The organism is Arthrobacter sp. Y3223151 (assembly GCF_059091125.1).
Window position 1 is genome coordinate 206592 of sequence record NZ_JBNHGI010000002.1, and the last position, 12958, is coordinate 219549.

The following is a 12958-nucleotide window of genomic DNA, read 5'->3' on the forward strand; positions in this document are numbered from 1 at the left end:
GACGCTAGGCCAGGCGGTCCAGGGCCTGGAGCTGCAGCACGATCCACGGGCTGAAGGCCCACGGCGCGGCAGTCGCGGCGGTCCGCAGGTCGGAGGGGCGCACCCAACGGTACTCGGCCACCTCGTCATCGCGCGGCGACAGTTCGCCCGCGGCCAGCGCCGTGTAGACGGGGCAGAACTCGTTCTCGACAATGCCGGAGGCGTCCACCGCGCGGTAACGGAAGTCGGGCAGCACCAGCTTCAGGTCTTCCAGCCCGAGCCCCAGCTCGTAGCGCACCCGTCGCCGCACGGCGTCGGCCATCTCCTCCCCCGGGGCCGGATGGCCGCACGCTGAGTTGGTCCAGACGCCGGGCCAGGTCAGCTTGTTCAGGGCGCGCCGGGTCACCAGCACACGGCCCTCGGCGTCGGAAATGTGGCAGGAAAAGGCGAGATGCAGCGGTGTCTCGCCCGTATGGATCTCGGCCTTGTCGGCAACGCCGGCGGGCTTCAGGTTCTCGTCCAGCAGCACTACCTGCTCGGTTGTTTCCGCCGTCATGTCGGCCCGGACCCGGGCAGCTGCCGTTGCCGGGAGAGCGCCCAGCGGTCAGTCGTGTTCATACCAGCCATTGTATGGGCGGGCGAGAGGGCTGCCGGCCGCGTGCTGAGCCCATCGGTGCGCCCGCAAGGACCCAAGGCGGTGGACCGGCATCACCTGCCGGTGAGGCAAGATAAGAGCATGAAGGATGACGCGGCGCGAACCGACGAAAGGCCGGCAACGAGGCAGGTCAAACTCATCGGCGAGCGGCTGCGGCGGGCGCGGGAGGACCGCGGGCTGACCATCCTGGAGACCGCAAATCACACCGGGCTGACCAAGGGCTTCATTTCCCAGGTGGAGCTGGGAAAAACATCGGCCTCCGTCGCGTCACTTGCCTCGATCTGTGATGCGCTGAATCTTCCGCTCTCGGCCCTCTTCGAGCCGCCGGCCGTTCACCTCGTCAGGGCGGATGCCCGCGAACCGGCTCGCTTCCTCGGCCACAAGGTCGCCGATTCGATCCTGACGCCACCGGGCCAGGGAGGCGTGCAAGTCATCGAGACGGTCATCCAGCCCGGCGGAGGAAGCGACCCCGAACCGTACCGGCTCCCCGTTGATCGGGAGTTCGTCACCGTTCTGCAGGGCCAACTGCACATCACCGTCGAAGGGCAGCAGCTGGAGCTTCAAGAGGGTGATTCCCTGACCTTTCGTGCCTCACTCCCCCATGTCTGGCGGAACCCTTCGAAGACCCGGCATGCGCGGGTCCTATGGGTCCTGACTCCGCATCCGTCGGTGTGACGGGGCCTCAGCGCTGAGGCGGTCAGGCGACCCGCGTCAGGGCTTGGCCCAAATGCTCATGTACTCGTAGGCGACCTGTGCGGCGGCCATTGAGGTGATGTCGGCATGGTCGTATGCCGGCGCCACCTCCACGATGTCTGCCCCTACCAGGTTCAGATCCGCAAGGCCCCGCAAGAGGTGCAGGAGGTCCCGGCTAGCGAGACCGCCGGGTTCTGGTGTGCCGGTCCCAGGGGCGAAGGCCGGGTCGAGCACATCGATGTCCACGGAGACGTAGAGCGGACGCGTTCCCACCCGATGTCTGATCTGTTCGACGATGCCGTCAAGTCCGGTGCCGATGAACTCGCTGGCACGAATGCGTTGGAAGCCTGTCGCGTCGTCGTTGTCCTGGTCTTCCGGCCCGTAAACCGATCCGCGAACACCCACATGGAGGGATCCCTCTGTGTCGATGAGGCCTTCTTCAAACGCCCGACGGAATGGTGCTCCGTGGTGAAGATTGGCGCCGAAATACGGACCCCAGGTGTCGAGATGGGCGTCGAAGTGAACCACCGCGAGCTGACCGTGAAGGCGGTGCAGTGACTTCAGCGCCGGGTAAGCGACCGTGTGGTCGCCGCCGAGCACGACGAGGCGCTGGCTCCGCTCCGATGCCTCGTCAAGGCCTCGAATCATAGTCTCCACCGCCGTTTGAATGTTGAACGGAGTGACCGGGATGTTGCCCAGATCCGCAACCTGGTGCGGCCTGAAGGGATGGGAGTCGAGTTCGACGTGGTAGGGACGGATCAGGCGGCTCGCGCTGCGAATCGCCTCCGGCCCGAAGCGGGCCCCCGGCCTGAAGGTCACCCCGGAGTCGAAGGGAATCCCGACGAGGCCTACCTGATAGTCGCTGACCTGATCCAGGCGGGGAAGCCCGGCGAACGTAGGCGCCGACGCGAACCGTGGGACGGCCGAGAAGTCGACCTGCTCGATGACGGATTCGCCGTGTTCATTGCGGGAGGTGGTGTGGACTGGCAAAGGGGGCATCTGTCTTCCTTGATGTCGTGTCGGGAGGTCGCAAGGTTTTGCAATACGTGACGAATGTCATGCAACACTAACCATGGCGGGTATGAGGCCGTCAAGAATTCAACGGCAGGCGCAACAGGGCTCGCCGGGAGCGCGGTAGTCCGGATACGACTACGCGACGGGCGGATCAACAGGAAGAAGAGGACATGCCAGAGCACAAGCCGGTCGGCCAACGGGACGGGTCCGAGGGGCCGCGCTACGCCGGCATCGCAACATACGCGCTGCTCCCCCGCTTGGAAGAAGTCGAGCGTGCGGACATCGCGGTGGTAGGCGTTCCGTTTGATTCCGGAACCAGCTTCCGGCCGGGAGCCCGCTTCGGACCCGCCCACATTCGGGAACAGTCGCGACAGTTGCACCCGTATCACCAAGTTCTGGACGCCTACCCCTTCCGGGATCAGCAGGTGGTGGATGCCGGCGACTTTCCGGTGGAGCCCTACAACATCGAACGAGCCGTAGGCACCATCCAGGCCGGGGCGGAACGTCTGCAGGCAGAGGGCGCCAGAATTGTCGCGCTGGGCGGCGACCACACCATCGCACTTCCCCTCCTCCGCGCCGCCAGCGCGGTTCACGGCCCCCTCGCCGTCCTCCACTTTGATGCGCACCTCGACACCTGGGACCTGCTGCACGGTGCGTCCATCTGGCATGGTTCACCGTTCCGCCGCGCGGCGGAAGAGGGGCTCATGGACCTCGCGCATTGCCAGCACGTCGGAATCCGGGGCGGCATCTACGGCCCCGAAGAGCTGGAGGACGACCAGAGTGCCGGATTCGCCATCATCAGCAGCCAGGAGTTCCAGGAGCGCCCGCTGCCCGAGATCACCGACCAGATCCGTCGGCGGCTGGGAGACTCACCCGTCTACATTTCTGTCGACATCGACGTGCTGGACCCGGCCCAGGCTCCCGGAACCGGCACGCCTGAAGTCGCGGGAATCACGACGCGGGAGCTCTTTACCGTCCTCCGGGGCCTGCGAGGGCTGAACATCGTCGGGTGCGACGTCGTCGAAGTGGCACCGGCCTATGACCATGCCGGCATCACAGGCCTGGCCGCCGCCCATACCGCCTGGGAACTCATCACGCTCATGGGGTTGAGCAGCACGACTGGATGACGGCCGGCAGGGCGGCTACAAGCAGCCTTCTTGGACGAAACGACCAGCCAGTGGCCAACACATCCGATCCCGCGCCTGCTGCCCTGCCGTAGACTCAACGCCACTTCATGCTTGTTCGGAAGGACGGATTGTGCCTGACTCCCCCACCGCCGCTGCTCCGGCTTCAGCAACGAGACCCTTGGAAGGCCTGCTGGTGGCCGACTTCTCCCGGGTGCTCGCCGGTCCGCTGGCCACCATGACGCTGGCCGACTTGGGTGCACGGGTCATCAAGGTGGAGCGCCCGGGCACGGGGGACGACACCCGCAGCTGGGGTCCGCCGTATTCCCCGACCGGGGCCACCTATTTCGAGAGCGTGAACCGCAACAAGGAATCGGTCTGTCTGGACCTGGCGGATCCCGGCGACCGGCGCTTGGCCCGGAAGCTGGCGCTGGCGGCCGACGTCGTCGTGGAGAATTTCAAACCCGGCGGGATGGACAGGCTCGGGCTTGGGTATGCGGACCTCGCGGCCGGGAATCCGGGCCTGGTCTACGCCTCGATTTCCGGTTTCGGGTCAGCCGACGGTGCGTCTCTGCCCGGCTACGACTTCATCGTGCAGGCGGTCGGCGGCCTGATGAGCATCACCGGCGAGGCGGACGGCTCACCCTACAAGGCGGGTGTCGCCCTGGTGGACGTGCTGACCGCGAAGGACGCGACCATCGGGATCCTCGCCGCGCTCAACGCCCGCGCTGCCACCGGCCGGGGAAGCCGGCTCGAGGTCAACCTGCTGTCCAGCCTGCAGGGCGCCCTGGCCAACCAGGCCCAGGCCTATCTGGGAGCAGGCAAGGTCCCCCAGCGGATGGGCAACGAGCACCCGTCCATCGTTCCCTATCAGCTGCTGGAATGTTCCGACGGCCCGCTGGCCGTCGCCTGCGGCAACGACGGGCAGTTCCGGCAGCTGGCCGCTGTCCTGGGAGAGCCGCAGCTCGCGGAGGACGAGCGTTTTGCCACCAACAGCGCCCGGGTGCAGCACCGCCGGGAGCTCATCCCGCTGCTGGAGGAGGCCTTGTCCGCCGCCTCCGCGGCGGTGTGGCAGGGCAAGCTCACCGGCGTCGGTGTTCCCGCCGGCCCCGTGGCCGGCATCGACGAGGGCATCAGGTATGCCGAATCCTTGGGGCTGGCCCCGACCATCGAAGTCCGCGATGCCAGGGGGGAGCCCGCCGGCCGCCAGGTCCGCCACCCGATCTCCTGGAGCCCGGCGTTCGAGACGCGCACCGCTGCCCCGCCCGCGCTCGGCGAACACACCGCATCGGTGCTGGAGTGGCTGCACAGCCTGGACTGAACGTCGCAGCTTGGACTGAACGTCAGAGCCCGTGCCGGCGGAGGGCCAGCCACAGGTGCGCCGCGACGTCCGGATCGTCGAGGCTGACGCCGAGCAGACGTTCGGCCACCGCCATCCGGTGGCGCAGCGAATTCCGGTGGACGTTGAGTTGGCGTGCGGTGTCCTCCCAGTGGCCCCGGTGCCGCAGGTAGGCGGCCACGGTGTCCAGCAGCTCGGCGCGGCGGTACCCCGCCAACGCCTCGACCCACGCCTCGGCGCGGGCTTCATCGTCGGCCGCCAGTTCCACGAGCTTGCCCGCAGGCGCCGCGACCGCCGCACGGTGCACCGCTGACATCGCGGCCGCCACGTCCGTCAAGGCGAGGGATTCCGTCCAGGCGGCACCCGTCTCCGCGCCGCCCGAGGCAGCTGCTGCCGTGGACGTTGACGCGACCTTGGCTGCCTCGGCGCCCGCGCCGCCTCCCGACCAGGCCAGAAGTTCCGCGTCGGTTTCCCCGTCCGACTGCGGGTCTGCCGCTGCCCGTTCCGCCAGCCCGGCATCCAGCAGGAAGTAGGCCACGCCGTCGTCGGTAAAGCGCAGGATACAGCCGGCCAGCGCAGCGGCGGGCGAGACGCCGTCGTCGGCCGGCCGGAGCCGGGCTACCGCACCGGCGAGCGCGGCGGGGGAATCCGCCGTGCCCATCCGCGCGGCCAGCACGCGGACGCGTTCGGGCAGCTGCCCGAGGTTTCCGTCCGCGGCCACCAAGCCGGCGGCCTCCACTTGGCCGCGGGCAACCAGCTTGGCGACGACGGAGCCGAGCACCGTCGTCGTCCCCTGCAGCTCCTCGCGCTGCTGGGCCTTCAGTGCCAGCAGGACGCAGACCGTGGTGATGATCTGCCGGTCGGCCTTGGTCAGGGTCCGGCCGGGGCCGATGGCCAGGAAGCCGTCGATCCGCCGTCCCACGAGGATCGGATACTCGACGACGGGAGCGCCGTGCAGCCAGAAGGTAGCGGCGGAATGGGTGCCGGCAACGTTGAGCCGCGTGGTTTCCAGCCTGAGGTGCGGCAGCAACGGCAGCGCACTGGCCGGCCAGACCGTGGCCTCCGTCCCGTGGTCCGCGGGCAGGTACGCCGCCCAGCCGCCCAGCGCCTGGGCCAGCCCCTGCACAACCGATGGCAGGGCATCCGGACGCATCGTCGCCCGGGCCAGCGCCGTCTGCGTTCCCAGGTTCGCTATCAGGTCGGCCTGGTCACTTCGCGAGGCCAATTCCCAGAACGTCCGCGAGACGTCCAAGAACGGAACACCGTCGGGGACCACCAGCAACTCCACGCCCTCGGCGGAGCAGGCCCGGACCAACTCCGGCGGCACGCTGTCCAGCCCTTCCCCCAGCCCCAGGCCGAGGGCAGAGACCCCCTTGGCCGCCAGCCGCCGCACGTACCCGTCCACCGCGGCGGTGCTTCCGCTCAGCGGGATGCCGGTGGTCAGCAGCAGCTCGCCGCCCTCCAGGTAGGCACCCGGATCTGCCAGCTCGGACACATGGACACCGGAGAGCTGGATCCCCGGCACGGGTCCGGAAACCGCAGGCCTGAGCGAATTTCCGAGTTCATGGCTGAGCTGGGCAAGGGAAACCATGGATTGATTATCCAACACCACCGGGGCATTTGGGCAGAACATCCGATGACCCCGTGCCTACCGCCCGCTTAGCGTTGCCCTATGACCGATGTGCTCACCTTCTCGACCGGCGCGGCCGGCGCCGCGATCCCCCAGTCCCGCCACCTGGCGACGGCCATCCCCGGCCCCCGTTCGCAAGCGTTGCACCGGGACCGGCTTGCCCACGTCAGCGACGGTTTCGGCATCGTCCTGCCGGTCTTCATCGAGAAGGCAGACGGCGGCATCCTGCAGGATGTGGACGGAAACCGCCTGATCGACTTCGCCTCCGGCATCGCCGTCACCAGCATCGGCGCCAGCCACCGCCGGGTCCGCGAGCGGGTGGCCGCACAACTGGAGAGGTTCTCCCACACCTGCTTCATGGTCACCGAGTACCAGTCCTTCACCGAGGTGGCCAAGTGGCTCAACGAGCACACGCCGGGCGACTTCGAGAAGCGCACCGCCCTGTTCTCCACCGGCGCCGAGGCGGTGGAGAACGCGGTCAAGATCGCCCGTTCGGCCACCGGCCGCAGCAGGGTGCTGGTCTTTGACGAGGCGTACCACGGCCGCTCCCTGCTGACCATGGCGATGACCGCCAAGGAGAACCCCTACCGGCTGAACTTCGGCCCCTTCCCGGCAGAGATCGTCCGGGCCGCCTCCGCCAATCCCCTGCGCCCGGCGGCACAGCACGACGGCGGGGTCCCCGCCTCGGTCGCGGACGTCACCGCGGCGGCGCTTGCCTCGGTCGAGGCCACCCTCGCCGAGCACGGCCCGGACACTTTCGCCGCCATGGTCATCGAACCCATCCAGGGCGAGGGCGGCTTTGTTGTTCCGGCCCCCGGCTTCCTCGCGGGGCTGCGCCGGATCGCCGACCGGCACGACATCGTGCTGGTGATCGACGAAATCCAGGCCGGCATGGGACGCACCGGGACGCTCTTCGCCAGCGAACACGAGTCAGTGGCCGGCGACATCACGCTCACGGCCAAGGCGCTGGCCGACGGACTGCCGCTCAGCGCCGTCACCGGCCGCGCCGACCTGATGAACGCCGTGCACGCAGGCGGCCTGGGCGGCACCTACGCCGGCAATCCGCTGGCCTGCGAGGCGGCGCTGGCCGTCTTCGAAGCGTTTGAGGACGGCAGCCTGCTGGCCAACGCCCGCGCCATCGAAGCCGCGGCGCGTCGGGTGTTGGAGCCGCTGGTTGCGGAGACCGACGTCGTGGCGGAGTTCCGCGGCCGCGGCGCCATGCTGGCCTTGGAGTTCGCCGACCGGGACACCCTGGCCCCGCGGGCCGACCTGGCCAAGGAAGTTTCTGCCCGGTGCCACGCGCAGGGCGTCCTGACCCTGACCTGCGGCACCCATGGCAACGTCATCCGTTTGTTGCCCCCGCTGGTCATCGGCGATGACCTGCTCGCCGAGGGCCTGCAGGTGCTGCGGCAGGCCGTCCTCGACGTTGCGGCGGACGGGGAGCCGACGTCGGCCGCTCCGGCATCGGCCTGACCCGCCTGCTGCGAGCCGTCCTCCGGCAGCCCCACACCTCAACACCATTTTCCGTACTTCACAGAAGGAACGCCCCATGTCTTTGGACCATGACCTGATTTCGTTCGAATCCCTGCTCACCGAGGAGGAACGGCAACTGCAGAAGAACGTCCGCTCCTTTGTGGACAGCGCGATCAAACCGAACATCGCCGGCTGGTACGAAAGCGCGGTGTTCCCACTGGAGATCGTGCCCGAGCTGGCCAAGCTGGGCCTGCTCGGTATGCACCTGGACGGGTACGGCTGCGCCGGCCGCTCCGCCGTCGAATACGGGCTCGCCGGCGCCGAGCTGGAGGCCGGCGATTCCGGCCTGCGTACCTTCGTCTCCGTGCAGGGTTCGTTGGCCATGAGCGCGATCCACAAGCACGGCTCCGAGGAGCAGAAGAACGAGTGGCTGCCACAGATGGCCGCCGGCGAGGCGATCGGCTGCTTCGGCCTGACCGAACCCAGCGCCGGCTCCGACCCGGCCAGCATGAAGACCTTCGCCCGCCGCGACGGGGACGACTGGGTGCTCAACGGGTCCAAGCGCTGGATCGGCCTCGCCTCGGTCGCCCAGGTCGCCGTGATCTGGGCACAGACCGACGACGGCGTCCGCGGCTTCGTGGTGCCGACCGACACCGCCGGTTTCAAGGCCACCCCGATCGAAGCGAAGCTCTCCATGCGCGCCTCCATTCAGTGCGACATCGAACTCACCGACGTCCGCCTGCCCGCCGGGTCGCTGCTGCCGAAAGCCAAGGGCCTGCGCGGCCCGTTCGAGTGCCTGAACGAAGCCCGCTACGGCATCATCTGGGGCGCCATGGGAGCCGCCCGCGATGCATGGCAGACCGCTGTCGACTATTCCAAGGAGCGGATGCAGTTCGACAAGCCGCTGGCCGGCTACCAGCTGACCCAGGAAAAGCTGGTCAACATGGCGCTGGAGATCAACAAGGGCTTCCTGCTCGCCCTGCACCTGGGCCGTCTCAAGGACGCCGGACAGTTGCAGCCCCACCAGATCTCCGTCGGCAAGCTCAACAACTGCCGCGAGGCCATCGAAATCGCCCGCGAATGCCGCACCATCCTCGGCGGCAACGGCATCACCCTGGACTACTCGCCGCTGCGCCATGCCAACAACCTCGAGTCCGTGCGCACCTACGAGGGCACCGACGAGGTCCACACCCTGATCCTCGGCCAGAAGATCACCGGCGTCCCCGCCTTCCGCTGACCCCCTCTCCGAACGCCAAGGAGCACGCATGACCTCTCCGGTACAGCTGCAGCACTACATCGACGGCACCTGGGTTCCCGGTTCCGGCTCCCCCATCGCCAGCCACAACCCCGCGCGCCCCGAGGAAGTTGTCGCCCAGGGCCTGCAAGCGGGACCTGCCGAGGTGCAACGGGCCATGGCCGCCGCCGTCGCCGCCCAGCGTGAGTGGGCCCGCACCCCGGCGCACGAGCGCGGCGCCGTGCTGCTGCGCGCCGCCGTCGTGCTTGAACAGAACGCGGAAGCCTGGGGGCTGGAGCTGGCCCGGGAAGAGGGCAAGACCCGGGCGGAAGGCGACGGCGAGGTGCTGCGGGCGGCGCAGATCTTCCGTTACTACGGGAACGACGGCGACCGCACGGCCGGGGAGATCTTCTCCTCCCCGCGGCGGGGCGAGAAGATCCTCGTGACCCGCAAGCCGCTCGGCGTGGTCGGCGTGATCACCCCGTTCAACTTCCCCATCGCCATCCCGGCGTGGAAGATCGCTCCGGCCCTGGCGTACGGCAACACCGTGGTCTGGAAGCCGGCGAGTACCGTGCCGCTGCTTGCGCTGCGGCTGGCGCAGGCGCTGGACGCCGCCGGGCTGCCCGCCGGAGTGCTGAACCTGCTGATCGGCCCCGGCGCCATGGGCAACGACATTGTGAAGCACCCGGCGCTGGACGGATTGACCTTCACGGGCTCCACCGGCGTGGGCCGCCGCCTCGCCGCCGAGGCGGCCGGACGCGGGGTGCCCGTGCAGGCCGAGATGGGCGGCAAGAACGCCGCGGTCGTCCTCGCCGACGCCGACCTGCAGCTTGCCGCCGAACAAGTCATGCTCGGCGCCTTCCGCTCCAGCGGGCAAAAGTGCACCGCCACGTCACGGCTCATCGTGGCCGAAGCCGTCGCCGACGAATTCCTCGCCGTCCTCACCGAGCGCGCCCACGCCTTGGCGGTCGGCGATCCGGCCGACCCCGCGGTGCAGATGGGACCCGTGGTCAACGACGCCGCCCGGAAGTCCATCCACGACGGCATCGATACCGCCCTCGCGCAGGGCGCGCGGCGGATCGTCGGGGGCCAGCGGTACGAGGATGGCTTCCGCGCCGGCGGCTACTTCGTCCCGCCGACGATCCTGGAACTCCCCGACGACCGGGAGCTTGACCTGTGGCGCGAGGAACTTTTCGGCCCCGTGCTGGCCGTCCGCCGGGCGGCCACGGTGGAGCAGGCCTTCGAGCTGGCGAACGACAGTGAATTCGGGCTCTCCGCCGCCCTGTTCACCCAGGACGTTACCCGTGCCCTCGACGCGATCGACGACCTCGACGTGGGCATCCTGCACGTCAACTCCGAATCCGCCGGCGCCGACCCACATGTTCCCTTCGGCGGCGCCAAGAAATCCGGGTACGGCCCCAAGGAACAGGGCGCCGCGGCCAAGGAGTTCTTCACCCACACCACCACCGTTTATCTCCGCGGCGGGAACGCCGGAGTTTGAGGGACCCATGACTGCCTCCATCGAAAACATTGAACACATCCTGGTCGTGGGGTCCGGCGCCATGGGCTCGCAAATCGGCATGGTCGCCGCCCTGGCCGGCTACCGGGTCACTGTCCAGGACATCGCCGAAGACATGCTCGGCCAGGCCAAGGAGCAGCTGGCCGCGCGCATGCAGGCCAGTGCAGCCAAGGGACGGATCAGCCTCGGGGACGCCGACAGCGCGTTGGGCCGCCTGGCCTTCGCCACGGACCTCGCGGCCGCAGCGGCGGACGCCGACTTCGTCATCGAAGCGGCCACCGAGCGGCTCGAGATCAAGCAGCAGATCTTCGCCCGGCTCGGCGAGGTAACGCCCCCGCACGCCATCCTGGCTACCAACTCCTCCACCCTCGGCTCGTCCAAGGTCGCCGCAGTGACCGGCCGGCCGGAGCAGGTCTGCAACATGCACTTCTTCAACCCGGCCCTGGTGATGAAGTGCGTGGAGGTGGTGCGGCACGAGTCGACGTCGCAGGTCACCGTGGACACCACGATGGAACTGGCGCGCCGCTTCGGCAAAGAACCCGTCCTGATCAACCAGGAGATCCCGGGCTTCGTCGCCAACCGGCTGATGGGTGCCCTCCAGAAGGAAGCGCTGGCCCTGCACGCCGCCGGCGTTGCCAGCCTCGAGGACATCGACAGCACCGCCAAGACCGCCCTCGGCCACCCGATGGGCCCCTTCGAACTCATGGACATGGTCGGCCTGGACGTCATCGACTTCATCGCCCGTGCCACCTACGCCGAAACCGGCGACGAGGCGGACCGGCCGCATCCGGCCATCACGGATCTTGTCGAGCAAAACCGGCTGGGACGCAAGACCGGCCGGGGCTGGTACAGCTACTGACGAATCCCTCCAAGGGACTCACCACATCGACCGCTCACCCTCGTTGATGCGGAGACGACAAGGCCGCGCTTCACCGATATCATCGTCTCATGACGATGCAACGGGAACGGGCCGCGGGCCGCACCGGCGACCTGGCGCCGGCGGCCGCCTTGTTCCACAGCCTTTCGGACCCCACCCGGCTGACCATCCTGCAGCACCTGACCACGGGCGAGCACAAGGTCCGGGAACTGACGGAGCACCTCGGCCTTGCCCAGTCCACGGTCAGCGCCCACCTGTCGTGCCTGAGCGACTGCGGGCTGATCACCTCACGCCCGGTCGGGCGGGCGTCGATGTACTCGCTGACCACCGAGCCCGAACTGCTCGCCGCCCTGGCGTCGGCGGAGCAACTCTTGAAGGCCACCGGCTACGCCGTCGAGCTGTGTCCGACGGTCGCCGGCGGCCGGCCTGCCGCGGAGGCGCTGCCCGCGAAGCCAATGACAGGGGCGGCGCCCTCAGCCGAGGTGTCGGCGTGAGCGGACACCACCACCACGCCGGGCCGACGCACCGCGGTCGGCTGGCCATAGCCTTCGCCATCACCGCCTCCATCCTGGTCGCCATGGTGGTCGGCGCCTTCGTGACCGGGAGCCTTGCACTGCTGGTGGACGCCGGGCACATGCTCACCGATGCCGGCGGGCTGCTGATCGCCCTGATCGCCGCTTCGCTCATGGCCCGGCCCCACACCCCGCGCCGAACCTGGGGATACCTCCGGATGGAAGTCCTGGCCGCGGGAGCCCAGGCAGCGGTCCTGCTCGCGGTCGGAATCTACGCGCTGGTGGAAGGTGTCCAGCGGCTGTTCCAGCCGCCCGAAGTCAGTTCGAGTGGCCTGCTGGTCTTCGGCATCATCGGCCTGCTCGGGAACATCGCCGCCATGCTGGTGCTCAGTGCCGGCCGGAACGCGAACCTCAACCTGCGGGCCGCTTTCCTCGAGGTGGTCAATGACGCCCTCGGCTCCGTCGCCGTCATCGCCAGCGCCGTCGTTATCGCCACCACCGGGTGGACCCAGGCGGACGCACTCGCCGCGATGCTGATCGCCATCCTGATCGTCCCGCGCACCATCAAGATCCTCCGCGAGGCGGGCAGCATTTTGCTGGAAACCGTGCCGAAGGGCCTGGATCTCGAGGACGTCCGCCAACACATCCTGGAAGTGCCGCACGTGCTCTCGGTCCACGACCTGCACGCCTCGCGGATCTCCTCCAACATCCCGGTACTGAGCGCGCACGTGGTGATCGAGGATTCCTGCTTTGTGGACGGTCACGCCCCGCAGGTCCTGGACCAGCTCCAGCAGTGCGTGGCCGAACACTTCGAGCTGAGCGTGGAGCACTCCACCTTCCAACTGGAGCCCGCGGGCCACGTGGAGCACGAGCACCCGGGCCACGACTGAGCGGAACGGCCGGCGCGGC

The 12958-nt window shown here is 68.7% G+C and carries 12 protein-coding genes; 9 read left to right on the forward strand and 3 right to left on the reverse strand.

Translation table 11 applies throughout. The features are described 5' to 3' along the window. Positions 1 to 4: 4 nt before the first annotated feature. Positions 5 to 535: an isopentenyl-diphosphate Delta-isomerase gene (idi, locus tag AC5RUP_RS04735; RefSeq protein ID WP_494154394.1), complete on the reverse strand. Its 531-nt coding sequence runs from the start codon at positions 533 to 535 to the stop codon at positions 5 to 7. A gap of 180 nt (positions 536 to 715) precedes the next feature. Between idi and AC5RUP_RS04740 the strand changes: the two genes are divergently transcribed. Continuing rightward, complete coding sequence (locus AC5RUP_RS04740) at positions 716 to 1309, forward strand: helix-turn-helix domain-containing protein (protein WP_494154393.1); 594 nt, start codon at positions 716 to 718, stop codon at positions 1307 to 1309. 36 nt (positions 1310 to 1345) lie between these two features. Here the strand turns inward: AC5RUP_RS04740 and speB (AC5RUP_RS04745) are convergent, their stop codons facing one another. Beyond that, entirely contained in the window at positions 1346 to 2326 is a 981-nt protein-coding gene (gene speB / locus AC5RUP_RS04745) for an agmatinase (RefSeq protein ID WP_494154392.1), read from the reverse strand. A 185-nt stretch (positions 2327 to 2511) separates the two neighbouring features. On the opposite strand from speB (AC5RUP_RS04745), the gene speB (AC5RUP_RS04750) reads away from it, so the two are divergent. Then, positions 2512 to 3468: an agmatinase gene (speB, locus tag AC5RUP_RS04750; RefSeq protein ID WP_494154391.1), complete on the forward strand. Its 957-nt coding sequence runs from the start codon at positions 2512 to 2514 to the stop codon at positions 3466 to 3468. A gap of 130 nt (positions 3469 to 3598) precedes the next feature. Continuing rightward, positions 3599 to 4786, forward strand: a complete 1188-nt coding sequence (locus AC5RUP_RS04755) for a CaiB/BaiF CoA transferase family protein (protein WP_494154390.1) — start codon at positions 3599 to 3601, stop codon at positions 4784 to 4786. A 22-nt stretch (positions 4787 to 4808) separates the two neighbouring features. Here AC5RUP_RS04755 and AC5RUP_RS04760 read toward each other — a convergent pair whose 3' ends face one another. Continuing rightward, positions 4809 to 6395, reverse strand: a complete 1587-nt coding sequence (locus tag AC5RUP_RS04760; protein ID WP_494158321.1) for a PucR family transcriptional regulator ligand-binding domain-containing protein — start codon at positions 6393 to 6395, stop codon at positions 4809 to 4811. An 81-nt stretch (positions 6396 to 6476) separates the two neighbouring features. Here AC5RUP_RS04760 and AC5RUP_RS04765 point away from each other — a divergent pair, with 81 nt between their 5' ends. The 6 genes from AC5RUP_RS04765 (at position 6477) to AC5RUP_RS04790 (ending at position 12939) form a co-directional block, all read left to right on the forward strand. Continuing rightward, positions 6477 to 7907, forward strand: coding sequence for an aminotransferase class III-fold pyridoxal phosphate-dependent enzyme (locus AC5RUP_RS04765; protein WP_494158322.1), 1431 nt, complete (start codon positions 6477 to 6479; stop codon positions 7905 to 7907). Between the two features lie 76 nt (positions 7908 to 7983). Then, positions 7984 to 9144, forward strand: coding sequence for an acyl-CoA dehydrogenase family protein (locus AC5RUP_RS04770; protein WP_494155102.1), 1161 nt, complete (start codon positions 7984 to 7986; stop codon positions 9142 to 9144). 28 nt (positions 9145 to 9172) lie between these two features. Then, positions 9173 to 10642, forward strand: a complete 1470-nt coding sequence (locus AC5RUP_RS04775) for an aldehyde dehydrogenase family protein (RefSeq protein ID WP_494158323.1) — start codon at positions 9173 to 9175, stop codon at positions 10640 to 10642. A gap of 7 nt (positions 10643 to 10649) precedes the next feature. Then, positions 10650 to 11519, forward strand: a complete 870-nt coding sequence (locus AC5RUP_RS04780; RefSeq protein ID WP_494154688.1) for a 3-hydroxyacyl-CoA dehydrogenase family protein — start codon at positions 10650 to 10652, stop codon at positions 11517 to 11519. A gap of 89 nt (positions 11520 to 11608) precedes the next feature. Continuing rightward, the gene (locus AC5RUP_RS04785) at positions 11609 to 12031 is read left to right on the forward strand and encodes an ArsR/SmtB family transcription factor (protein WP_494154689.1); all 423 of its coding nucleotides are present in this window, start codon (positions 11609 to 11611) and stop codon (positions 12029 to 12031) included. Continuing rightward, positions 12028 to 12939 carry a cation diffusion facilitator family transporter gene (locus AC5RUP_RS04790; protein ID WP_494154690.1) on the forward strand — a complete coding sequence of 304 codons (912 nt, stop codon included), beginning with the start codon at positions 12028 to 12030 and terminating at the stop codon, positions 12937 to 12939. The genes AC5RUP_RS04785 and AC5RUP_RS04790 overlap by 4 nt, the downstream gene beginning before the upstream one ends. Positions 12940 to 12958: the final 19 nt, after the last annotated feature.